The 24,288-nt window shown below is 41.7% G+C and carries 23 protein-coding genes and 1 tRNA gene; 19 read left to right on the top strand and 5 right to left on the bottom strand.

Features of this window, described 5'->3' with window-relative positions:
* Positions 1-4: 4 nt before the first annotated feature.
* A tRNA-Asn gene (locus AC0L6H_RS17955) sits at positions 5-81 on the bottom strand.
* 791 nt (positions 82-872) lie between these two features.
* Here AC0L6H_RS17955 and AC0L6H_RS17950 point away from each other — a divergent pair.
* The 3 genes from AC0L6H_RS17950 to AC0L6H_RS17940 all read left to right on the top strand — a co-directional run bounded on the left by AC0L6H_RS17950 (position 873) and on the right by AC0L6H_RS17940 (position 5,418).
* Entirely contained in the window at positions 873-2,246 is a 1,374-nt protein-coding gene (locus tag AC0L6H_RS17950) for an MATE family efflux transporter (protein WP_473390600.1), read from the top strand.
* Positions 2,247-2,340: 94 nt separating this feature from the next.
* Positions 2,341-4,359 (top strand): excinuclease ABC subunit UvrB, encoded by a 2,019-nt coding sequence (gene uvrB, locus AC0L6H_RS17945; RefSeq protein WP_473390598.1) that lies wholly within the window; start codon positions 2,341-2,343, stop codon positions 4,357-4,359.
* Between the two features lie 129 nt (positions 4,360-4,488).
* Positions 4,489-5,418 carry a LysR family transcriptional regulator gene (locus AC0L6H_RS17940; protein WP_473390597.1) on the top strand — a complete coding sequence of 310 codons (930 nt, stop codon included), beginning with the start codon at positions 4,489-4,491 and terminating at the stop codon, positions 5,416-5,418.
* A gap of 49 nt (positions 5,419-5,467) precedes the next feature.
* Here AC0L6H_RS17940 and queC read toward each other — a convergent pair whose 3' ends face one another.
* Positions 5,468-6,271 (bottom strand): 7-cyano-7-deazaguanine synthase QueC, encoded by an 804-nt coding sequence (queC, locus tag AC0L6H_RS17935; protein ID WP_473390595.1) that lies wholly within the window; start codon positions 6,269-6,271, stop codon positions 5,468-5,470.
* On the opposite strand from queC, the gene queE reads away from it, so the two are divergent.
* From queE to AC0L6H_RS17920, 3 genes are read left to right on the top strand one after another with little or no spacing between them, the layout of a single operon-like run.
* Positions 6,230-6,934, top strand: a complete 705-nt coding sequence (queE, locus tag AC0L6H_RS17930) for a 7-carboxy-7-deazaguanine synthase QueE (RefSeq protein WP_473390594.1) — start codon at positions 6,230-6,232, stop codon at positions 6,932-6,934. The genes queC and queE overlap by 42 nt on opposite strands.
* A gap of 2 nt (positions 6,935-6,936) precedes the next feature.
* On the top strand, positions 6,937-7,317 hold the full coding sequence (locus tag AC0L6H_RS17925; RefSeq protein WP_473390593.1) for a hypothetical protein: 381 nt from the start codon (positions 6,937-6,939) through the stop codon (positions 7,315-7,317).
* Positions 7,318-7,334: 17 nt separating this feature from the next.
* Positions 7,335-7,811, top strand: a complete 477-nt coding sequence (locus AC0L6H_RS17920; RefSeq protein ID WP_473390591.1) for a hypothetical protein — start codon at positions 7,335-7,337, stop codon at positions 7,809-7,811.
* A gap of 85 nt (positions 7,812-7,896) precedes the next feature.
* Here AC0L6H_RS17920 and asnB read toward each other — a convergent pair whose 3' ends face one another.
* Together asnB and AC0L6H_RS17910 are read right to left on the bottom strand one after the other, a co-directional pair.
* On the bottom strand, positions 7,897-9,567 hold the full coding sequence (asnB, locus tag AC0L6H_RS17915; RefSeq protein ID WP_473390590.1) for an asparagine synthase B: 1,671 nt from the start codon (positions 9,565-9,567) through the stop codon (positions 7,897-7,899).
* A 279-nt stretch (positions 9,568-9,846) separates the two neighbouring features.
* Positions 9,847-11,553 (bottom strand): M28 family metallopeptidase, encoded by a 1,707-nt coding sequence (locus AC0L6H_RS17910; protein ID WP_473390589.1) that lies wholly within the window; start codon positions 11,551-11,553, stop codon positions 9,847-9,849.
* 59 nt (positions 11,554-11,612) lie between these two features.
* On the opposite strand from AC0L6H_RS17910, the gene AC0L6H_RS17905 reads away from it, so the two are divergent.
* Positions 11,613-12,170, top strand: coding sequence for a DUF3025 domain-containing protein (locus AC0L6H_RS17905; protein ID WP_473390588.1), 558 nt, complete (start codon positions 11,613-11,615; stop codon positions 12,168-12,170).
* The gene (locus AC0L6H_RS17900) at positions 12,149-12,583 is read left to right on the top strand and encodes a DUF3025 domain-containing protein (protein ID WP_473390587.1); all 435 of its coding nucleotides are present in this window, start codon (positions 12,149-12,151) and stop codon (positions 12,581-12,583) included. Before AC0L6H_RS17905 ends, AC0L6H_RS17900 begins: the two co-directional genes overlap by 22 nt.
* 7 nt (positions 12,584-12,590) lie before the next feature.
* Here the strand turns inward: AC0L6H_RS17900 and AC0L6H_RS17895 are convergent, their stop codons facing one another.
* Positions 12,591-13,343 (bottom strand): YIP1 family protein, encoded by a 753-nt coding sequence (locus AC0L6H_RS17895; protein WP_473390586.1) that lies wholly within the window; start codon positions 13,341-13,343, stop codon positions 12,591-12,593.
* Positions 13,344-13,568: 225 nt separating this feature from the next.
* On the opposite strand from AC0L6H_RS17895, the gene AC0L6H_RS17890 reads away from it, so the two are divergent.
* The 11 genes from AC0L6H_RS17890 to AC0L6H_RS17840 all read left to right on the top strand — a co-directional run bounded on the left by AC0L6H_RS17890 (position 13,569) and on the right by AC0L6H_RS17840 (position 24,273).
* Positions 13,569-14,351 (top strand): ABC transporter ATP-binding protein, encoded by a 783-nt coding sequence (locus tag AC0L6H_RS17890; protein ID WP_473390585.1) that lies wholly within the window; start codon positions 13,569-13,571, stop codon positions 14,349-14,351.
* Positions 14,351-15,556: an ABC transporter permease gene (locus AC0L6H_RS17885; RefSeq protein ID WP_473390584.1), complete on the top strand. Its 1,206-nt coding sequence runs from the start codon at positions 14,351-14,353 to the stop codon at positions 15,554-15,556. The genes AC0L6H_RS17890 and AC0L6H_RS17885 overlap by 1 nt, the downstream gene beginning before the upstream one ends.
* Positions 15,556-17,469, top strand: coding sequence for an ATP-dependent DNA helicase (locus AC0L6H_RS17880; protein ID WP_473390583.1), 1,914 nt, complete (start codon positions 15,556-15,558; stop codon positions 17,467-17,469). Before AC0L6H_RS17885 ends, AC0L6H_RS17880 begins: the two co-directional genes overlap by 1 nt.
* Before the next feature lie 56 nt (positions 17,470-17,525).
* Positions 17,526-18,311, top strand: a complete 786-nt coding sequence (gene tsaB, locus AC0L6H_RS17875) for a tRNA (adenosine(37)-N6)-threonylcarbamoyltransferase complex dimerization subunit type 1 TsaB (protein WP_473390581.1) — start codon at positions 17,526-17,528, stop codon at positions 18,309-18,311.
* A gap of 21 nt (positions 18,312-18,332) precedes the next feature.
* Complete coding sequence (locus AC0L6H_RS17870; protein ID WP_473390580.1) at positions 18,333-18,686, top strand: hypothetical protein; 354 nt, start codon at positions 18,333-18,335, stop codon at positions 18,684-18,686.
* A gap of 93 nt (positions 18,687-18,779) precedes the next feature.
* On the top strand, positions 18,780-19,544 hold the full coding sequence (locus AC0L6H_RS17865; protein WP_473390579.1) for a Slp family lipoprotein: 765 nt from the start codon (positions 18,780-18,782) through the stop codon (positions 19,542-19,544).
* 9 nt (positions 19,545-19,553) lie between these two features.
* Entirely contained in the window at positions 19,554-20,417 is an 864-nt protein-coding gene (locus AC0L6H_RS17860) for an alpha/beta hydrolase (RefSeq protein WP_473390577.1), read from the top strand.
* A gap of 88 nt (positions 20,418-20,505) precedes the next feature.
* The gene (locus tag AC0L6H_RS17855; RefSeq protein ID WP_473390576.1) at positions 20,506-22,158 is read left to right on the top strand and encodes an AMP-binding protein; all 1,653 of its coding nucleotides are present in this window, start codon (positions 20,506-20,508) and stop codon (positions 22,156-22,158) included.
* Between the two features lie 72 nt (positions 22,159-22,230).
* Positions 22,231-23,442, top strand: a complete 1,212-nt coding sequence (gene rnd / locus AC0L6H_RS17850) for a ribonuclease D (protein ID WP_473390575.1) — start codon at positions 22,231-22,233, stop codon at positions 23,440-23,442.
* Complete coding sequence (locus AC0L6H_RS17845) at positions 23,420-23,716, top strand: YcgL domain-containing protein (protein ID WP_473390573.1); 297 nt, start codon at positions 23,420-23,422, stop codon at positions 23,714-23,716. Before rnd ends, AC0L6H_RS17845 begins: the two co-directional genes overlap by 23 nt.
* A 59-nt stretch (positions 23,717-23,775) precedes the next feature.
* Positions 23,776-24,273: a YcgN family cysteine cluster protein gene (locus tag AC0L6H_RS17840; RefSeq protein WP_473394576.1), complete on the top strand. Its 498-nt coding sequence runs from the start codon at positions 23,776-23,778 to the stop codon at positions 24,271-24,273.
* Positions 24,274-24,288: the final 15 nt, after the last annotated feature.

Here is a 24,288-nt window from a genome sequence, read left to right as displayed (position 1 = left end):
AAAGTGGCTCCCCCTCCCCGACTCGAACGGGGGACCTGCGGATTAACAGTCCGTCGCTCTAACCAGCTGAGCTAAGGGGGACCTGTCTTTTAACGGATGCGGATATTAAAGATACTGGGGTTTACTGTCAACAAAGTTTTGTTCTTTTTTTTAAAATAAGCTTATTTTATTAAAATCATAGAAAATGGAAAATTGGGTTTCGATACAACTAAATCTTAAAAATATCGAATTTTGAACGGAAACTGTTGAAAAATAAAACTATTCCCGAAAACCGACATAATTTGTTTTGATATATCAAAAAAGAATAAAAAAATGTTTGATCACTGTCTGTATGAACAGTGCTTTAGTGCCTTCCAACATAATGAAATGGTTCACAAGGTTAGTGGTAACTTACATATAAAAAGTCAAAAAACGACGTACTTCGCGCCATTATTACGACACAGCCAGTTATCAACATTTTCTGTGGATAAGTCTGTTGACAGTTAAAGAATAAAATAACCGTTATTTAGCAAATATTGTCAACGTAAAAAGTGAATAATACTGATATTTAGTAAATATAATAATAAATACAATAGCTTATAAGTATTTATTGCCTGTGGGTAAGCTAGTCGTCTTATCTAAGACTAAAAATATACGCCCTGTGTGTTAAATTTATTGACAAGCGGTTGAAATTCAGGGAGTCATTTTTTTGGCGTGATTTTCACGGTTTCTGAGCCAACAATTATACTATAGTATAGTTGTATATTAAATGAACAATAAGTCGTTTCGAGTACTGCAAGGTGCAATTTCATTAACATTAGTCAAAAAACTGCTATTTTTACGCGAATGGATGGGGCAAACTGTATGTCGATTTAATCTACTCAAGTATTTTGGTGTCTTCTACTAAATCTGTTTCTACTAAAAACGACATGTTGCAGGGTGATATAAAGGCAACCTTAGTTAATATGACTGTGCCGATGATACTCGGCATGATCATGTTGATGACCTTTTCTATTGTCGATACTTTTTTTGTCAGCCTCATTGGAACGAATGAATTGGCTGCCATCAGCTTTACTTTTCCTGTTACCTTTACTGTGATCAGTTTAAATATTGGTCTGGGAATAGGCACATCCGCGGTAATTGGACGATATCTGGGAAGTGGTGAGGGTTCAAGAGCAAAAGTACTCGCCACGGGTGCACTCATGCTCGTCGTCCTTTTGGTCGGCATACTTTGTATCGGCGGTTATTTCTCAATTGATTTCATTTTTACGCTAATGGGAGCTGGGCCTGAATTGCTCCCATTAATTTATGACTATATGTCTGTATGGTATTTAGCCGGTGTATTTTTAGCCATTCCAATGGTAGGGAATGCAGTGTTAAGGGTGGCAGGAGATACAAAAACACCTAGCTTTATCATGGCTGTTGGAGGCGCGATAAATGCAGCGCTTGATCCTATTTTGATTTTTGGCTACTTTGGCTTTCCTGCTTTGGGCATAAAAGGGGCCGCCATTGCGACTTGTATAGCATGGGCCGTTTGTGTTGTTTGGATTATCTATCTACTTGCAGTGAAACGAGGGCTCATGGAGCCACGTGTTTTGACGTGGACTGAGTTTATACTCGCAGCTAAAGGCGTACTTACTATAGGATTACCGGCGGCTGGCGCGAATATGCTCACCCCTATCTCAGCTGCAATTGTGACTAAATTAGTTTCAGGCTATGGCGCAAAGGCCGTTGCCGCTTGGGGGGTAGGAAACAGAATAGAATCGATAGCATGTATTGTAGTGTTAGCAATGTCTATGTCTTTACCACCATTGATAAGCCAAAATTTTGGTGCTAATCAATTCAGTCGTATCTTCGCTGCTTATAAAATATGCACACGATTTGTGATGGTGTGGCAATTTATTGTCTTTGGATTATTAGCATTGCTCGCGCCTTACATAGCTTCGGTATTTGCCGAAGAACAAAGTGTTGCTCAACAAATCACTTTATTTTTGCTGATTGTGCCCATAGGTTATGGCTTGCAGGGTGTTATTATACTCACTAATAGTTCTTTTAATGCCATGCATAAACCGCTCGCTGCTTTGTGCTTGAGTGTAATCCGCTTGTTCGTTTGCTACGTACCCATCACTTGGATTGGAAGTTACTATTACGGTTTAGAAGGGCTATTTTGGGGCTGTGTTGTCGCGAACGTCTTTGCTGCACTTATTTCGTATTTATGGTTTAACCGAGAAGTGGTGCGTCAAAAGAAAAAGTGCACATTAGCTTAGTTTTCATAATACTGACGACTATCTGCTTTCAACATTTTATTAGCACATTAAGAAGTTGCGTCTTGATAGGCAACAAATACAACAAGGGTGAAAAATGTCAAAAGGCTTCAATCTGGTATCTAAATATTCACCAGCTGGTGATCAACCAAAAGCCATTGCAAGCTTGGTTGAAGGTTTAGAAAGCGGTTTAGCGGGCCAGACGCTTTTGGGAGTAACAGGTTCAGGTAAAACATTTACCATGGCAAATATCATTAGCGAAGTGCAGCGCCCTACATTGATTATGGCGCACAACAAAACGCTTGCGGCACAGTTATATGGTGAGATGAAGGAGTTTTTCCCGAATAACGCCGTAGAGTACTTTGTTTCTTACTATGATTATTATCAACCTGAAGCGTATGTCCCCAGCACCGATACATTCATAGAAAAAGACGCCTCGATAAACGATCATATTGAACAAATGCGCTTGTCGGCGACTAAAGCGCTAATGGAACGGCGTGATGTTGTTATTATTGCCTCTGTTTCTGCCATTTACGGTTTGGGCGATCCTAAAAGTTATATGAAAATGTTGTTGCATCTGCGCGTAGGTGACATGATGGATCAACGCGACATTTTACGTCGATTAGCCGAATTACAATATAAACGCAACGACATCTCTTTTGAACGAGGGACTTTTCGTGTGCGCGGCGATGTTATTGATATTTTCCCCGCCGACTCCGAAAAACAAGCGGTTAGAATCGAGCTGTTCGACGAAGAAATTGAAAAGCTAAGTTTATTTGATCCGCTCACAGGGTCGGTAGAAAAGAATGTGGTGCGCACGACGGTTTTCCCAAAAACCCATTACGTGACTCCACGGGAAAAAATTCTCAGTGCAATAGACCATATAAAAACAGAGCTTAAAGAACGCCAAGGTCATTTAAAAGACAACCATAAGTTATTAGAAGAACAGCGTATATCCCAGCGGACGCAGTTTGATATCGAAATGATGCTAGAACTAGGTTATTGCTCAGGTATTGAAAACTACTCACGTTATTTATCTGGTAGAGCGCCAGGCGAACCGCCCCCCACTTTGCTTGATTATTTTCCGGCTGATGGCTTGTTATTTATTGATGAATCTCACGTTACGGTCTCGCAGATTGGCGCCATGTATAAGGGCGATAGGTCACGCAAAGAAACCTTGGTTGAGTATGGTTTTCGACTACCATCTGCGCTCGACAACAGGCCACTTAGGTTTGAAGAGTTCGAACATATATCACCGCAAACAATTTATGTGTCAGCAACGCCAGGGGATTTTGAGCTAAATAAATGCGAAGGCGATGTTGTAGAGCAGGTCGTTAGGCCCACGGGCTTACTTGACCCTGAAATTGAAGTGAGGCCTGTAGCCACTCAAGTTGATGATGTGCTTAGCGAGATAAACAAACGGGTAGCATTAAACGAACGCGTGTTGATTACTACCTTGACCAAGCGCATGTCTGAGGACCTTACTGAATATTTGAGTGAACATGGCGTACGTGTGCGTTATTTGCATTCTGATATCGACACCGTAGAGCGAATTGAAATCATCCGTGATCTTAGGATTGGTAAATTTGACGTGATTGTAGGTATCAACCTTCTTCGTGAAGGGCTTGATATGCCTGAAGTGTCATTGGTGGCGATTTTAGATGCCGACAAAGAAGGGTTTTTAAGGGCAGAAAAATCACTCATACAAACGATAGGAAGAGCTGCTAGGCATCTTAATGGACGTGCGATTTTGTATGCTGACAAAATTACGAAGTCTATGCGAAAAGCGATTGATGAAACAGAGCGACGGCGTAAAAAACAAGAAGCGCATAATATTGCGAATAACATTACGCCGAAATCTCTCAACAAGCCCATCACCGATATTATGGATTTAGGTGATAGTACGGCCCATCCAGCAGCGGGCCAAGTCAGATTGAGAAAAGTATCTGATCAACAATCTGCAAGCAAACAATTAAGCCTTAAACAGATGATGGAAAAAGTGGCTGTGATGGAAAAAGAAATGTTTGGCTTTGCCCGAGACTTAGAGTTTGAGAAGGCAGCTTCTATGCGCGATGAAGTGGAAGCGCTGCGCAAGGAAATTGTTAGGTTGTCATGAAGCAATACAAATAGAGACAAATACATGTAAAGTTTTAGTTATACGAAACGATAACTAAGTAATATTATATGTATGGGCTTGGGTATCTGTATTGATACTCGAGTCTGCTGACTCTATTGAGGTATTTTCATGTTAAACCGTTTGCAAGAATCCGATATTAAATTGCTAAGGGTGTTTTATGCAGTTGCATCGTGTAATGGGTTTACCGCTGCTGAGCCTGTATTGCGGATGCAGCGGCCCAATATCAGCGCTGCGATTAAGAAGCTAGAGGAGCGCCTTGATTTGGTGCTTTGTCACCGCGGGCGCGGTGGCTTTCAAATGACTAAAGAAGGTGAAGTGGTTTTCCAAGAGACCAAACGCATTTTTAACGCCTTTGATAATTTTGTATTTAACCTTAAATCGCTGCACGACGACTATTCAGGGCATATTACTATAGTACTAATGTCAGGCTTAGCCACGTCAATACAACTTGCTGTGAGTAAGGCTGTAAAAAGCACAATGAAAAAGTTTGATGATATTCACGTGAATATTCAGACCCGTTTGTATAACGAGGTTGAACATGTTGCGTTGTCGGGTGAATGTCACTTGGTTTTATCAACCTACGATATGGTCAAACCTGAGTCTGTGACCTTTCATAGCGTAGGAGTAAGTTGTGCGGGACGCTTATATTGTGCGCCAACACACCCTCTTGCTAAGTTTAGAGAGGTTGATGCCTTACCAGAGAACGTGAATATTGAAGACTACCCTGCAATAGGTATTAGTGGTTTGTCGTCATCAAACTACATTGATACAAACAAACGTTTGTCTATTCAAACCTTCTCAGATTCATTTGAAATGTGCATGGCCGCGATTATGACAGGCGAATATGTGGGCTTATTGCCAGACTACATAGCCAAAGAACAAGGCGCGGCGACTGGGCTTGTGCCTATCGCCAAAGGCAGTATGTTTAATTTTAAACATGAATTATTTGTGATGAACGGCAAGAATACCCGCTTAAACCCAGTCTTGCGTCATTGCATCAAAGAAATTGAATATTTCGTTTCTGAGAGCCAAAAATAAGCGCGGCTTCGCTCGATTAATAAGCAATATTAGTTATGAGTAAAGTGATTTACTCATAACTAAGTGGGTCAGTCGCGTTGTTTCGCGCAAATGCTTCAAGTCTTTCTTGGCAAGCACCACATTTTCCACAGGCCTTTTCTCGTCCGTTATAACATGTCCATGTTTCGGCGTAATCTAAACCCAGCGCTAAGCCCTCAGCTAAAATATCTATTTTATCCTTTTTTAAAAAAGGGGCACGCACTTCAATAGCCTCGTAGTTTGCTATTTTGCAAACTTCGTTCATTGCATCAACAAAAGCCGTGCGACAATCTGGGTATATAGCATGGTCACCTGAATGTGCGCCAAAATAAACGGCTTCAGCATTAATTGAAACCGCATAGCCAACGGCGAGGGATAATAAAATCATGTTGCGATTTGGCACCACGGTTTGTTTCATCGAGTCTTCTTCATAGTGACCCTCGGGTACATCGATGTCAGAGGTTAATGAAGAACCAGCAATTAATTGATTAATGCTCGATATATCAACGACTTTGTGCGGTATATTATACTTACGGGTAACGTTTCTAGCATAAACTAATTCTTTGTTGTGGCGCTGACCGTAGTCGAAGGATACCGCATGCACTTCATAACCTTGGTGCGCAGCCACGTGCATCACAGTATAAGAATCCATACCGCCTGAATAAATAATTACGACCTTTTTACTACTCATATTTATACTCATTTGTTTTTTCAGTGCAGATTTTATGTCATCGGTGCTAAAATCCCAATGCTTATTCGTTTTTATTTGAAGAATATTAGGGACTGCGGGTTTATGACCACATTGTTGGTGAACGAAATTTTTGAAACAATTCAAGGTGAAGGTTCGTATACGGGAACGCCGTCGATATTTGTGCGTTTGCAAGGATGCCCTGTTGGATGTCCTTGGTGTGATACCAAACATACTTGGGACGTGTTACCTAAAAACGAAGTTTCGGCTACGCAAATTTTTATTAAAAACGCGGATGCGCCCACATACTTCACAAGTGAAAGCAAAACCTTACTTTCACTCTTGCAACAACAAGGCTACACCGCTAAGCACATTGTGATTACAGGCGGTGAACCATGTATGTTTGACCTTAGAGAATTCACCGAGTTAGCATACGCAGACGGATACTCAACGCAAATTGAAACTAGCGGAACCTACCAAATACAATGTCATAAGAGTACTTGGGTCACGGTTTCGCCAAAAATAAACATGAAAGCGGGAATGCCTATTTTGTCTCAAGCGATGCACAGAGCGAATGAAATAAAACACCCTGTTGCCATGCAAAAACACGTCGATGAGTTAGACGCGTTGTTAAAAGCTGAAGGTCTTGTGCAGGATAACGCGATAGGCGTAAGAGACAATAAATCGCCTTTGGTTTATTTACAGCCGATTAGCCAGCAAAGTAGGGCTACTGAATTGGCCATTCAAACCTGTATCAAACGAAATTGGCGCTTAAGTGTCCAAGTACATAAATACATAGGGGTTGAATAAACATGTTGATAAATCGTTTGAAAATGGTTTTTAGCATTAGCTTGGTTTTGGCTGTATTGTTACCTCATCAGGCTCTTGGCGCAGTATGGACAATTACCTATCCAAAGTCTGAGGTAGAAAATGACGTTCGCTATGATTACCCATTGGCTTTATTAGAGCTGGCACTTCAAAAAACCTCAGTACGTTATGTTTTAAAAACATCAATAAAGCCCATGCCCCAAGCGAAGGCTTTAAAAAGGCTGGAAGAAAATCTCGATGTCAATGTAGTGTGGTCTATGACGGATGTACAACGAGAGCAACAATTGCGGCCAATTCGTATACCAATTACGCGCGGGCTAATTGGCTGGCGCGTGTTTTTGGCTCACAAAAAAGCCCGTTTCTAAAAGCGTCGATTACCGAAATGGCCGATCTCATCGCTTATTCGCCAGTTCAGGGTATTGCCTGGCCTGATACTAAAATTTTGCAAGCAAATGGCTTTAATGTGGTTACAGCAAGAGATTATATTGACGCAACCGAGGTGATGAATAACCGCTTAGCTGATTTTTTCCCGCGCTCAGTGATAGAGGTGTTTCACGAACTGGGGAATAAACATTCTACTCAAATGAGCTTACGTGAAGGTATTTCTTTTTATTATCCTAGTGCTTTGTACTTTTTCACTAACAAACAAAATCTGACGCTTGCAAAGCTGATAGAGACAGGTTTACAAAGAGCGGTCGAGGACGGTAGCTATGAGAAGTTATTTATGGAACATTATGGTGAAAGTCTTGAAAAACTCGATATTAAAAATTCATTGAATTTTCGCTTAGCTAATCCTTTATTACCCCCGTTAACGCCCATTGGCAAGCCTGAATACTGGTATTTTCCTATTCAAAATTAGCCGATTGAAAAGCGACTCAACAAATAGAAATAAAAAAGGCGCGAATGTGTTTTTTCACACTCGCGCCTTTTTCTTCTAAGATCAACTATTCTTTAAACTCACCTGAGTGAACCGATTTCATTGAACGTCCAGAAGGGTCTGCCATTTCTTTGAAACTTGCATCCCACTCCAAAGCTTCTACAGTAGAACAGGCTATAGACTTTCCACCAGGCACGCATTTCGCGGCACTTTCTTGCGGGAAGAACTGTTCAAAAATCGTACGATAATGATAGCCTTCTTTCGTATCTGGTGTGTTAATAGGGAATCTGAAGTTAGCTGTTGCTAGTTGCTGGTCAGAAACCTCTGTATCAACGTATTCGCGAATGGAATCGATCCATGAGTAGCCAACACCATCACCAAACTGTTCTTTTTGTCGCCATAAAACTTCAGCTGGCAAGTAAGTCTCGTCATCAAAAGACTTACGTAATATCCACTTCTCCATGCGACCATCAACACACATTTTATCTTTTGGATTTAAACGCATCGCCACATCAATAAAGTTTTTGTCTAAGAAAGGAACGCGAGTTTCAACGCCCCAAGCCGATGTTGCTTTATTCGCGCGGGCACAGTCAAACATATGTAGACGGTCTAATTTACGCACTGTTTCTTCATGAAATTCTTTTGCATTTGGTGCTTTATGGAAATATAAATAACCACCAAAGATTTCATCGGCACCTTCACCCGACAATACCATTTTAATACCCATTGCCTTAATCTTGCGAGTCATTAAATACATTGGGGTTGCTGCGCGGATGGTCGTAGTATCAAAAGTTTCAAGGTGATAAATAACATCGCGAATCGCATCCAGACCTTCCTGAATGGTAAAATGTATTTCGTGATGAACAGTACCTATCATATCTGCAACTTTCTTCGCGGCGATTAAATCTGGGGCGCCTTTCAAGCCTACAGCAAAACTGTGAAGGCGGGGCCACCAAGCATCGCTTTGGTCGCCATCTTCTATGCGTTTTGCTACATAGCGAGCTGCGACAGCAGAAACCAGCGACGAATCCAAACCACCGGATAATAACACCGCATATGGCACATCAGACATCAAATGCGACTTAACCGCTTTTTCAAAAGCATGTTTTAAATCGGTCAAATCAGTTTGATTGTCTTTTACGTTTTCGTAATCCATCCAATCGCGCTCGTAGTATTTAACGAGATTGCCATTTAGCATGTAGTGACCCGCAGGAAACTCTTGTACCGTTTTACATATAGGCACGAGGGCTTTCATTTCAGACGCTACATAAAAATTGCCGAATTCATCAAAACCGGTATATAAGGGGATTATTCCAATATGGTCGCGAGCGATTAAATAATCACCACTGCTTTTGTCATACAAAATGAAGGCGAACATGCCTTCAAGCTTGTCGATAAAATTAACGCCATATTTCTGATACAAAGGCAAAATTACTTCACAGTCAGATTTTGTAGCAAAGGAATAGTCTTTGCACTCACTTGCGGCGAGTTCTTTGTGATTATATATTTCACCATTGACAGCAAGTATTTGATTACCGTTGTCACTGATTAGCGGCTGAGCGCCCGTATCAACATCTACAATCGCCAAACGTTCATGGCAGAGTATTGCATGTTCGTCTTGCCAAATACCTGACCAATCAGGACCACGATGGCGCAATAATTTTGCTAGTTCTAGCGCTTTTGGTCTTAGCTCACTAGCGTCAGTTTTGATATCTAAGATACCGAAAATACCACACATAAAAAGGCTTGCCTTACGTTATTAATTAAAAGAGAGAGTTAAAATTTCTGTCGTTCATTACTTGGTACACAATGTTTGAACTTATCAGTCAAACGTACCTTGGCACGCAGGAAATAGGCTAAAGCCATTTACTATTATTATTATTTTACTGAAAATCAACGTCCAGTGCGTGAATTTGCCATGATACAAGAAAATTGCAAGTGTTTATTTGTTATATGAAAAAACCGCTGGGTGTTATGCCAGCGGTTTTTTGTACTTTTCGCTTAATAAACGAACAGCTTAAGGTCGTTGGAACTCACTAGTTTTATTCCATTTTGGCCAGCTTTCTGTGTTAGCAAGCTGATAGCCAACATCGAACAGTAACTGCGTATCTTCAACTATGCCCTTCACATTCCAACTCTCGCGGAATTGATCACATACCTGATGATAACAGCCCGTTACAATCACATTCATGCGCTTGCGATAGTTTGCTGTTTCTTCGTCAATCGGTTGTTCACCACCTTTGGCGTAAAGTGCAGGGACGCCAAACTTGGCAAAGCTGAAGTGATCAGAGCGATAGTAGTAACCGGCCTGTGGACGTCCTTCTTGGGTAAGAATACGTCCCTGTTTGTTGGCCGCTTTCTTTAAATAGTTTTCCAATTCAGATTTACCCATCCCAATAACCGATACATCTTTGGTTTGTCCTAATACATTCATCGCGTCCATATTAATATTGGCTACCGTTTTAGCTAAAGGCACAATTGGGTTTTCTGCATAATACTTTGATCCCAATAAGCCTTGTTCTTCGGCGGTCACGATAAGCATGCTGACTGATCTTTTGGGCGCATGATCTAATGAGGCAAATGCTTTGGCCATTGATAAAATCGCCGCGACCCCAGTTGCATTGTCGTGCGCACCATTGTAAATGCCATCACCTTCTTTTTCAGGATCTGTACCAAGGTGATCCCAATGGGCAGTATAAATGATGTGCTCATCGGGGCTTTGTGAACCTGGCAAGGTCGCAAAAACATTGTAGCTTTTCGACTTTTTGATAGTGTTTTTTACACTAATAGAGGCTTTGCTCGTTAACGCTTTTGCGTAAGGACCTTGTAAAGCATTGGCTTTTTCTGCCTCAAAATCAAGCCCCGATTCTGCAAAAACCTTGACCGCTGCGTCGTAAGAAAGCCATCCCTCAACAGCGACTCTGCTAGCCCCTGCATCACTCGATACTAAGCCGTATTGAGGACCACTCCAACTATTCGCAACAACCGACCATCCATAAGAAGCGGGCGCCGTTTCGTGAACAATAAATACGGCTTCAGCCCCTTGGCGACTCGCTTCTTCATATTTGTAACTCCAACGACCATAATAGGTCATCGTTTCGCCTTCAAACTTGTCACCGTCAGGATTGGCAAAGCCAGGATCGTTTACCAATACAATTACCGTTTTGCCTTTTACGTCTACTTGATCATAATCATTCCAGTCATATTCGGGTGCGTTTACGCCATAACCTAAAAACACAATGTCGGAGTCGTTCACATTTATTTCGCCTACTTCCCGTTTGGAGCCTGCGACCATATTTTCTTTATACTGAAACGAATTTTCACCCATCGTTAAGGTCATTTTTGGGGAAGCTGTTATTTGCATCAAATCAACTTGTTGATAGAAGCTGTCGCCATTGCCGGGTGTAAAGCCAACCGCTTTTAATTGCGTGCTCAAATAGTCAAGTGTTAGCTTTTCGCCTTCGCTGGCTGGTGCACGACCACCAAATTCGTCGCTTGCTAAAACACTTATGTGTTCAATTAATTCGCTTTCACTGACTTCGTTGTATACTTGTTCAAAGTTGCTTGCCATTGGCACCGCAGGGGTGGTGGTAGATTGTTCGTCAGCACATGCACCTAAACCAATAAGGGCTGACACGGCCAGCGCGATGTTAAAAGGTGAAGCGGACAATGTCTTGGTAAAAAGCTTAATTTTTGAAGATAACGATATCGGGTTTTTATTCATTGTTATATCCTAGAATGTCGAAAATTATGTCTGCATAAATAAGGAATGCAAATCTCACCATGAGTATAAGCGATCTAAAAGATGACACAAGTTTACACCCATCTATTTCTGCCCTAGATTGTTTAGGGGCCTTGACGTTAACGCCGCCATTTAATGATCTGCTAGCGTTTATCGAATCCACTGGGTTGAGAAAGTATTCCGATCATGGACCTGAGGATTTTACAGCAAAGCTAGCAGGCATGAGAGGTGAATCAGTTGCTGCAAACGAACTTAAGATATATGAAAATTTAACTAACGCAGATTGTTTAAACGAAATAGCGCAACGATTAACCAACAATATAGACGTGACCTTCACCGATTCGGCACTATTCGCTACCGATAAACGTTATTATGAAGAAATCATATACGAGTCAAAGGAGGTACCTACCAGACGCAACTGGCATGACTTTTTCAACGGACTCATATGGACACAGTTTCCTAAAACCAAGCGCTTCCTCAATAAAACGCATATGCAAGAGATTGCGTTAACCGCGAGCGCAAAAAACGCACACCGGTGCGCGATAGGCTTACCCATTTTGATGAATGTGGACTTATTTTGTTTACATCTTGCCCTGTGATCAACACCCAAATTAAAGAGCACCAATGGCAAGAGGTTTTTGTTGCAGGAGCGAAAAAATGGCATTCGAGCATAATTCCACTCGTTTTTGGACACGCATTATGGGAAATGTTATTGACGCCATTTATCGGTTTAACCGCAAAGGTAAGCGTTATTGAATTAAGTGATGCGGATTTTCAGAATTTACAGGGTATGTCAAAGCGAGACCCGCGCTTTTATGCGCAATGTGACCAACTTATACGTGAACATTTAATTGACAAGCAAATATTGAAATCCAAACGGCCTTGGTTGCCACTACCTATTTTGGGCATCCCCGGGTGGGCGCATTGTGAACAATCTACAGACTTTTACCATAACGCAGATTATTTTATGCCTAAACGTCAAAAACACGCATTAGGCATAAAAGGTAGATAGTGCATCTTTATACGGCTTGAGATTGCATAATCATTGCGGTTGCTACGGTTAACGACCAAGTAAATAGCGCCGGAATTAAGGCAATAATGATGGCACGAACTTGACTAAATTGGGTCCAGGTTCTAAGGCAAACGTAGGCTAAAAAGATCATCCAAAAGCTATCTATACTGAGTATGCTCATTAAGCTAAACCATGGTGAAGACATGTCAGTGCCAAAAAGAAAGGCCAGTGACAAAGGAGCGATAATTGCTGATGAAATTTGTGCACCGGGTTCTTGAAAGGTTAACAAGAGTAAGGCAACCAATGCACTCACCAATACTGGCATAGCTATCCAAAGCACTGCGCCGTACCAATCCGTAAAACCATGTATACTTTTTTCGTCGTTTTTGGTCATCAGTGTTAAATATAATGCTTTTATTGCACTTAAAATAATGATGCTAATCGCTGGCGCTATTGCATTGGTGAGTTGGGTTTGCACTTGACCACCATGTATTGCCAAACGGTTCTCTTGCTCAGCAGGTGATAGATTTTCTAGTGAAGGCATGATGGCGGTATCAAGCCACCAGTCGAAATTAACAATACCAAAATACAAATAGGGCGGTAAGAACAGAATTATGGCCAACAGTAAAAACGGTATCCATGACCAATTGTCACGCACACTGAGTGCTTCAAATACGGCTTTGGGTTTATAAAAAATTTCGCTTGCTGCTTGAAAGGGATTGGTCACCTTAAGCGAGGGGGTGTCATCGTAGTCTTGCATTGGATTTCCTTTTTTTAAGTATTATGTTGATAAAACCGCAGGTAAACAAGAGCAAAAAGCAAATTGACACATTGCGAAACAAATTAATCGCGACAGTTTTTCGATAATCCCTCGCATAAATGCGTCGCATCACATAATATTGCGGGATTATTTGCATAAACAGTGTTTTGCCTTGGCATGTATTAGCACAATTGCACATTGAAACAGCGAACACGGAAGGCTTGAATGATAGTTATAAAAGACCTCGCAAAAAAGTTTAAAGTAGAAAATCCTAAAAAGCTAAGTGAACAGGACAAAAAAGATCCTCGCTTAGAAGGGCGATTTTTCCATTCAGTGAAAGATGTTAGCTTGCGTTGTGAAACAGGTCAGGTATTAGCCTTGTTGGGGCCAAATGGAGCAGGGAAAACGACAACGTTGAGGATGCTATCCACGGCTTTGCAGCCAGACAAGGGAAGCATTATGATTGATGATGTGGATGTTGTTAAGTCACCGGTATTAGCACGTAAAAAAATCGGGTTTTTGTCGGGCTCAACAGGTTTATATGGTCGTTTGAGCGGACGCGAAAATATTGAATATTTTGGGCGTTTAAACGGGATGAGTGAAGATGCAATTAAGACAAGAATAAATGAAATTGCTGAGCAACTAGACATGCACACATTTTTGGACCGCCGCAGTGAAAATTATTCAACTGGCATGAAGCAAAAAACATCTATTGCGCGTGCGGTCGTGCACTCTCCTGATGTAGTGGTACTTGATGAACCCACAACCGGGCTCGATATTATGGCCGCCAAAACGGTGATTGATTTTATTCGAGATTTAAAGGCGAAAGGTATCCCGGTGATATTTTCAACTCATCATTTAGATGAAGTTACCGAGTTATGTGATCATGTTACGGTTATTGACCATGGCTTGACGACTTTTGATGGCTCTTTAGCTGATTTTGTTGCGCTTTCACCCAATAATCTTCATGAAGCCTTTATGAAAACGTTGCATAGGAGCAAAAGCTAATGTGGTTAATTTTTAGAAAAGAAATATTAGAACTCCTGCGTGACCGCAAAACCCTATTCTTTATGATTGCTTTACCTTTGCTTGTGTTTCCCCTAATTTTTGGTGGCATGATTTACTTTACAGGCAAAGCTATGACTGAATCACAAACGAAAACGCTTTCGTTTGCCGTTAGCGGCGCAGAGTACGCCCCAGATTTAGTCGCGGCCCTAGAAAATGTTGATAGTTTAACCCTTAAAGAGATTGACGGAAATTTAGACGACAAAGACTTCGTTGCACAACTGATTAATCGTGCTGAGCTTGATTTTGTGCTGCAAATACCCAGTAATTACAGCAATAATATTGACCAGAGCGGACAAATTACTTTGAAGCTGTTGTTAAATGACGCGCAATTAAATAGCGTCCGCTCGCGCATCCAGGATATCACTGACGACATTGAAATACTGAATCAACGTAATGCATTTGCTAGTTATGATATTAGCGAAGATATTCAAAATGCAATGCTCGACCCTATCGTGATTGAAAAGGTCAATTTAGCTGATGCTCGAGAACAAACCGGAGCGGTTTTTGGCGGGCTTATTCCTTATTTCATGTTTATTTTATGTTTGCAGGGGGCCATGTTACCCGCCGCAGACATTGGCGCCGGCGAGAAAGAAAGAGGCACATTAGAAACCTTATTGCTTTCTCCAGTTGATCGCCATAGCATCGTACTTGCTAAATTTATGACCATCGCGACCGCAGGGATTACATCTGCACTTATCACCGTGCTGAGTATGGGGATTTGGGCGGTAATCGCTAGTATTCAAATGCCATTGGGGCCCATCGTCGAATTCATATCTACCATAGATTGGTTTGATTATATTCTGGTATTTTTGATGCTCATTCCTGTAGTGGCTACGTTTTCATCGTTGTTACTTGCTTTATCTATTTACGCTCGCTCCTTTAAAGAAGCGCAAGGATATATGAGTCCGTTGATGATCATGATGTTTATTCCCATTTTAGTTACACTTATTCCCGGCATTGAGTTAAAAGGTATTTGGGCATGGATCCCCCTTGCCAATGTTGCCTTAGCAATTAAAGAACTGGTTAAAGGTACGATGGATTACGTGCAACTTATTGGTATTTTTGGTTCATCAGTCATACTTGCTGGCGCTTTACTGGCGTTTTGTGTGTACTGGTTTAAACAAGAGAAAGTCTTGTTCAGATAATGACAAATAGAGTTCGTGAATTTTTTGCCAATGAAGGCCCGCTTGCAGGGGTGCTAAATGGTTATCAAGTAAGACAGCAGCAGCTCGATTTGTCGGTAGCAATTGAGCAAGCGCTTGCCACTAAAACGGCCCTGATTGCTGAGGCCGGCACTGGCACAGGGAAAACCTTTGCTTATTTAGTGCCTGCCATACAAAGCCAGCAAAAAGTAATCATTTCTACAGGAACAAAAAACCTCCAAGAGCAATTGTTTAAACGTGATTTGCCGCTCGTCAAAACACTCATCAATAAACAAAAAGACACAGCCCTATTGAAAGGTCGCAGCAACTATTTATGTTTGCACCGCATAAAACTCAATGAGATGTCCCAGCGTGGGTTTGAGAAAGAAACCTTGCAAGAATTTAGAATGGTCCAAAAATGGTCTTTGGGCACCAAAACCGGAGATATGGCAGATCTTAAAAACTTAAAAGAAGACGCAAAAGTACTGCCTATGGTTACCTCGACCATAGACAACTGCTTAGGTAAAGATTGCTCTTATTATGATGAGTGCTTTTTAGTTAAAGCACGGCAAAAGGCAATGCAGGCAGACGTCGTAATCGTTAACCACCACCTTTTCTTTGCAGACCTTGCACTAAAAGAGCAGGGTTTTGGCGAACTGATCCCCGCCGCTGATAGTATTATTTTCGATGAAGCGCATTTAGTGCCAGACATCGCCAGCGAGTACTTTGGGGAGAATTTTTCAACAAGACAACTAAATGACCAACTTAAAGATTTAGTAAAAATACAAAAGGTGAGTGTTAAAGACGCAAATCAACTCTCAGAGTTTGCTGAAAAATGTCAATATGCGGTATCGGATCTACGCATGCAATTTCCTGCAGACAGTGAGCGTGGCGAGTGGTTAAGCGCCATGAAACGGGTTCCCGTTGCAGATCAAGTCAACGAGCTGTTAGGCTACTTAGCCAATTTGCTTGAAGTTGGCAAATTACATGACGGCCGTGACAAAGATTTAGACGCACTACTTGAAAAAATAAGCACGAATAGCGAACGGTTACGGCTATTTACCTTCACCGATCATAAAGATCTTAGTCTGTGGTTTGAAACAAGCAAATATCATTTAACTTTGCATTTAACTCCCTTGAGCATCGCTAAACAGTTTACAAAAGTAATGGATGAACGTGAGGCGAGTTGGGTCTTTACGTCTGCGACCTTAGCGATTGATGGTAAGTTTGCGCATTTTCAGAAACTGATGGGTTTACACGACGCCGACACGCTTTGCTTAGATAGCCCTTTTGATTATCAAAAACAAGCAATCTTATGCGTGCCTCGGTATTTGCCAGAGCCAAGCAGTAAAAAAATTAAAGACGCCTTAGTCGAGACGGCGATTAGCTTAATAGAAGCGGCGAAAGGGCGAAGTTTTATTTTATTTACTAGCCACTACATGATGCGTGAAGTATCAGCGATGGTGAAAGAAAAAATTGATAATCCTATTTATGTTCAAGGCGAACGTTCCAAAGCCGCAATTTTAGAGGATTATCTAGCAAAGCCACAAAGTGTATTATTTGCAACAGGGGCGTTTTGGGAAGGGGTTGATGTAAAAGGCGATGATCTTTTGTGTGTAATGATAGACAAATTACCCTTTGCATCACCTGATGATCCACTGCTTAAAGCAAGACTTGATGACTGTCAAAAACAAGGGGGTAAACCTTTTTTTGATATTCAAATACCACAAGCGGTGATTGCATTAAAACAAGGCGCAGGGCGACTAATTCGAGATTTTGAAGACCGCGGCGTATTAGTTATTTGCGATAATAGACTAGTCACAAAACCTTATGCGAGCACGTTTTTGGCCAGTTTGCCAAATATGCGTAAAACTCGAGATTTAAATACCGTAAAGGCATTTTTGTCATCGATGTGAGCATCTAAAATCACTTATACAACGTACAAGTAGATACTACTCAACGAGATTTATATATGAAAATATTGGCAATTGATACCGCTACCGAGGCGTGCAGCGTTGCATTGCTAGGTGCCGTCACAACTAATGATGAAGGACTTGACGTCGCAGTGCAAGATGATACCTCACCATTTAGAGGTGGCGCTTGTGAGGATGATCACATAGACGCGATCTTCGATATTTGCCCACAACAGCATAGCCAACAAATACTGCCTATGATTGATAAGCTTTTGCGTAGAAGTTCACTAAGCGCAAAAGACTTATCTGCTATCGCATATGGCTGTGGTCCGGGCAGTTTTACCGGTGTACGGATCGCGGCTAGTACAGTGCAAGGTCTTGCTTTTGGTGCAGAGCTTGGCGTTGTTCAAGTGTCTACCTTAGCCACAATGGCGCAACAGGTCTACGCACAAACGGGTATTGAAGAACATCTTGTTCTGATTGATGCGCGGATGCAAGAAGTCTATTTGGGGCATTACAAAATTATCGATGGACGAGCCATTGTGCAAGGTGTGGAAAGTGTCATGTCGCCAAACGACGCGCTTAGCTATTTGAACACCTTAAAGGCATCTCAAGCATCTCCAGCACCAATTGGCTTGGCGGGAACAGGCTATGTGACGTACTCTGATTTATTTGCCGATGATTTAAAAGCCATGACACTAAAAGTACATTACCCAAATGCGAAATTTATGCTACCTTTTGCAGTACATGCGCTAGCGACAAAAAGTAGCATAAGCGCAGAAAATATTGAACCGGTGTACGTACGAGATACGGTTACCTGGCAAAAATTGCCGAATAAAAGATAGGGGCACTGCTATGTTGTTTGAATGTACTCTAGTATTGCCGGCCATGGGGAGCATACGGTAGTGGCGACAATATATCCGATGACACAGTCACTTTTCGTCAATAAACAAACGGAATCGACAAGCCAACAAGTACCCCCAAGAGATACGAAGGCGGTCAATCCGCCTGTCGCGAAACAATTACCGATTGAGGGCGAATTCATAAAAATAGGGGATTCTGTCAGTTTTTCTCAGGCGGAAAATCTCTTTGACCGCGCAAATAAATACGCTGAACTAAGTAACAGTGCGCAAAATGGTTTACAGGCATACACCGCGATTGATACCGAAAACAAACGCGAAGCCCTGCGTCGTTTGATGGGCGTTGATTTGTATGCTTAAATGTTGACAGGGTGTAACGGAAGATAAGCTTAATAGGAACTTAACAAGGTTTAGCTGGTCTTACCTGTATAGACACACATTTGAGGGTGAATAATGAAAGTTTTAAGAACGATTAAAATGTGCACGCTATTAGCCGCGCTCACGAGTATTGCGGCATGTACGGTCGTGCCAGATCAAATTGATGTGGCAGACAACACATCTCTGGTCGCTTACGAAGATGTTAAAAGCGATATCATCGCTGTGGGACCGTCTTCTGATTCGAATAAGCCACAAGCTGCAAGCGGCGGTAAAGCGCGCTGGGGCGGAAAAATTGTTTCTGTAGTCAACAAAAAAGAAGTCTCTGAGATTGAGGTTGTATTTTTCCCAGAGAATAGTTACGGAAAACCTAAAACGGGTATGCCAAGTGCGGGGCGATTTAAAGCAGTTGTGGAAGGTTTTGTAGATCCCTTAGTCTTTGAAGAAGGGCGTTTAATTACCGTAGTAGGTGAAGTTAGTGAGAGCCAAATGGGTATTATTGGTGAGCAAGAGTACATCTATCCCACACTGAATGCTATGGGCTACTATATGTGGAAAGAAACCAGTGACGTGAGAGTCGAATTGGATGCATTTGCATTTTCTCCCTTTTCTTACCGTTCAGCTTTTCATCGAAATTTTTTCAACCCGTGGTACGATCCGTGGATGATGAAACAAAGGCGTAGTCGTTTGAGAATTGAACGCTATAACGGTCACAGCCAAGGGGGTACTGTAGGAAGCAGGCAACCTAGTAGTAGTCGAGAAAGCGCAAGTTCAAGCCAAAATAGAATGCGAGCAAACCCGCGAGATGGACAACAAACTGGAAAACCTACAGTTAAGCAGTAAGGTTAGCTAGTGCTTTATGAGGTGAAAGTGGCTTTGGGACATACGACCTTGGCCGCTTTATGTAATAGAGAAACGATTGAGCGCGAGTCGCCAACGCTGATACTCTTGCATGGGTATTTAGACAACGCAGCGAGCTTCGAGCTTCTCATACCCCTGCTTGAACCATATCAGTGTATTGCGATTGACTTAGCGGGTCATGGAAAGTCTGAGCATAGAAGCATAGACGCACACTATCATTTAAGTGACTTCTCTTACGATATTCATCAATTAGTAAACAGACTGGCTTTGACGCAGTTTGTATTGGTGGGTCATTCTTTAGGTGCAATCGTTAGCAGTATTTATAGCGCGACCCAACCGACCGCTTTACGTGGATTTATCGCGATCGAATCCTGCGGCCCCTTATCTCAAGATGCTTCGACAACCACTCAACAACTAACAAACTGCTTTGCAAGTAGAGAAAAGGCAAATAAGGAAATTAAACACCCAGCAAGTTTTGAGACGGTGGTGAAAGCGCGCTGCGCGGTAAGTGACTTGAGCGCCGCGCATGCAAGACAAATTTTATCTAGAAATGTAAACACGTCAGCGCAGGGAAAGCTTACCTGGCGCACTGATAAAAGACTGCGTACGGTTTCTCCTTTTAGGATGACCGAAGAGCAAGCTTGTTCGGTGCTCGCTAATATAAAGTGTGATAGGGCGCTAATTTTGGGCAAAAATGGCTTTGAGAAAGTCAAACGAGCCATTGATTTGCGCAAAAGGTTTTTTGAAAATGTGCCAACGGACATTTTTGAAGGTGGACATCATGTGCATCTTGATTCACCCAATGAAGTCGCAGAATCCATCAATAAATACACTAAATTCTTTTTTAAGCACTGATTTTCTTTGCTTTGACATAATCGTGGTTTCTTTTTAATAGCAGGTACATTAGTATTAGATGGATATTCACTGCAGGAACATTCATAGCATGGAAAAAATCTGGGTAGCGCAGTACGATGAGGGTGTATCGTGCGAAATTGACGCTGATGTGGTCCCTTCTTTATTAGAGATTTTTGAACAAGCGGTAAATAAATATAAAGATAAAACCGCATTTATTAATATGGGACACCAGTTGTCGTTTGGTGATCTTGATTCATTGTCATCCCAATTCGCGGCGTATCTACAAAACTCCGGCCTTGAAAAAGGCGACTCTGTTGCTATAATGATGCCGAATTTGCTGCAATACCCTATTGCATTGTTCGGTATATTACGTGCTGGTATGACGGTAGTGAACGTAAATCCTTTATATACGCCACGAGAGTTAGAACATCAGCTTCGCGATGCTAATGTAAAAACCATCGTTATTCTTGAAAACTTTGCTGAAACGCTCGATAAAGTGCTTAGCAATACACACGTTAAAAATGTCGTATTAACGTCCTTAGGCGACATGTTACCCGCGCCCAAAAAATGGGTAGTAAACTTCGCCGTTAAACATATCAAAAAAATGGTGCCACCACACGGTCTGCAAGGTACTTTAAAATTTAATGAAGTATTGGCGCTAGGGAAAAATATTGACTACGCGAGACCGCAGGTTAGCGGAAGCGATATTGCTTTTCTGCAGTATACGGGTGGTACAACTGGAGTATCTAAAGGGGCAATGTTAAGCCATCGCAATATGGTTGCAAACTTAGAGCAGGTAGCTGGTAACTTAGACGTAGCGCTAACTCCCGGTGCTATGGTTGTCACTGCATTACCGCTGTATCATATATTTGCCCTAACTAGCAATTGTCTTACCTTTTTTAAATTCGGTTGCCCAAATTTGTTAATTACCAATCCACGGGATATGCAAGGTTTTGTCGCCGAATTAAAAAAGTATCCCTTTGCTGTGATTACGGGCGTGAACACGCTATTTAACGGCCTGCTAAATACGCCTGGATTTGCTGAATTGAATTTTAAACATTTCTTATTTGGCTTAGGTGGCGGTATGGCTGTACAACAAGCTGTGGCCGAAAAATGGCATAAGGTAACAGGTAAAGTACTCATTGAAGGCTATGGTCTTACTGAATGCTCGCCTGTCGTCTCAGTAAACCCATTTGGCTCAAAAGAATATAAAGGGTCGATTGGTTTACCCGTTCCCTCTACTGATGTGAAGATATTGGATGATAATGGCGAAGAAGTGGCGATTGGCGATTCAGGGGAACTCTATGTTAAAGGGCCTCAAGTCATGCTTGGCTACTTAGGTCGAGAAGAGGCCACTAATGAAGTACTAAAGGATGGCTGGCTTGCCACCGGTGACATCGCCAAAATAGACGAAAAAGGATTTCTTTACATAGTGGATCGCAAAAAAGATATGATTCTTGTGTCTGGATTCAACGTGTTCCCTAATGAGATTGAAGAAGTCGCCGCAATGCACAATGGCATTTTAGAGGCCGCAGCGGTAGGCGTAGCGCACGAGGTATCGGGCGAAGTAGTCAAGCTATTCGTGGTCAAAAAAGACCCTGACCTTACTAAAGATGACGTATATAATCACTGTAAGTCGCTTTTGACCGGCTATAAAGTACCGAAGATGATAGAATTCACAGATGAGTTACCGAAAACGAATGTAGGCAAAATTTTACGTCGCGAGTTACGTGATAAATGACTATATCGTACTTAGTAAAACATAAATACGCCCTTATATTTCAAGCTACTAATAGATTAAGAGCGAGCCAATTTGCATCCATATAATAAAACGTATCAATATTTGTATGTAGACACTCAAGAGCAGTTGGATGCTTTGTGTGCAGAGTATTTATCTCAACCGGTATTGGCTATCGATACCGAATTTGTACGCACGCAGACCTTAACGCCTCTATTAGGCCTGATACAAGTGTTTGACAAACATCAAGTTGCGTTAATCGACCCTATCAGCGTAAAAGACTTGTCTGCATTTGCTGCGATTTTAAGCAATAGTACAATCACTAAAGTTGCACACGCATGCTCTGAAGACTTAGAAGCGCTTTGGCATCATTTAAACGTTATTCCAACACCCATATTTGATACCCAATTTGCCGCAAGTGTTTTAGGCTTAGGTGTGTCAGTTGGCTATGCAAACCTCGTCGAAAAATTATTTGAGATCAGTGTAGATAAAGGTGAATCAAGGACCGATTGGATAAAACGCCCGTTAAGCGAAGCGCAATGCGCATACGCAAGTGCTGATGTCACTCATCTAATGGCATTGTATGAACATATTTTTGCAGCGACTGAAGCAAAGGGACAAACACAATGGGTTTTTGATGAAGTTCATCATTTAGGCCTTAAAAAAGCAATGACATTTCCTAGTGAAATTGCCTACTACAACTTCAAAAATAATTGGAAACTGAGAGGTAAACAACTGCTTGCCTTAAAGGAGTTAGGCCAATGGCGCTTGAACATAGCCCGTGCTGAAAATACATCTGTTAATTTTGTTATTAAAGAGGCCGCACTATTTGAAATTGCGACAAAATTACCGCAAACACAGCAAGCATTGTTTGATTGTCACAACTTATATTCAAAACAAGCACGTTTGTACAAAGAGCCATTACTTGCTATTTGTCAAAAGGTGAACAGCGCAAGCAGCGAAGATTATCCTCCAAGAATACAACGTTTGATTGAATTTAGCGGTTATAAGGCGTGTTTAGCGGTACTTAAAAGTATGATTGAAGAAGTCGCACAAGAGCAAGATGTACCGGCAAGTGTACTGGCAAGCAAAAAGCAAATGAATCAGCTTTTAAAATGGTGTTGGTTTGACTTTGATGAACTTGAAGTACAAAGTCTTCGACCTGATCTCTTAACTGGCTGGCGTGGTCAATTATTTAGTCAATATATGCGTGGAAATAAAACCATTGATGGTGTTAACGTTACGGCATTAATCGCGAGGCATCATGAAATTAAGCGCAGTTTATAAATCACCTAAAAAAATAGACACTTTTTTATATGTAGAGAAGCGAGATGACTTCTCAAGGGTGCCTGCACAATTAATGAAACAGTTTGGCGTGCCTAAATTTGTGATGACAATCCCCCTTGCTAAGCGCGAACATATTGCTGGTATTAGCCGACAAAAGTTTAGCGATAAGTTACAAAACGAGGGTTATTATCTGCAACTGCCTCCGAAGGTAAAAAGTCTGTTGGAGGAACATTTGGAGGCTAATAAACTGGCCCTTCGTGCAAACAAAGAGTAAATGACCCTAATATCATTATGAGTAATTCTAAAACCCAGTCACCCTACACAAAAGCCTTAATTTCGTCTGAGTTTTGGCGAGAAAAATCTTTGGATGAAATGTCTCGGCCAGAATGGGAAGCTATTTGTGATGGCTGCGCTCGCTGTTGTTTACATAAGTTTATCGACGATGAAGGTCATGAAAGTGAATTTCAATCTACCGACCATATTCAGCCAGATGAAGAAATTCTTTATACGAATATTGCTTGTTACTTACTCAATGATAAGACCTGCGGGTGCACTCAGTATGATAAACGCACAGCACTTGTGCCCGATTGTGTCACGCTTACTAAAGAGAATTTAGCGAACATTTTTTTTATGCCACCATCGTGCAGTTATCGGCGTTTGCACGAAGGAAAGGGGCTTGCGCATTGGCATCCCTTGCTCAATAAAGGTAAGAAGTCGAAAATGCATCAACTTGGTATAACAGTCAGAAATAGAGTGGTGAACGAGGCGAATGTTGATTTAAATGATTTTGAAGATTATATCGTGAGCTGGCCGCTCGATTCTGCAGAATAGTCAGCGTTTCGAGCG

It is taken from the genome of Glaciecola sp. G7-5, from assembly GCF_055808975.1.
Note: the sequence above shows the minus strand (reverse complement) of the source record. Positions and strands in the feature narration are given on the sequence as shown.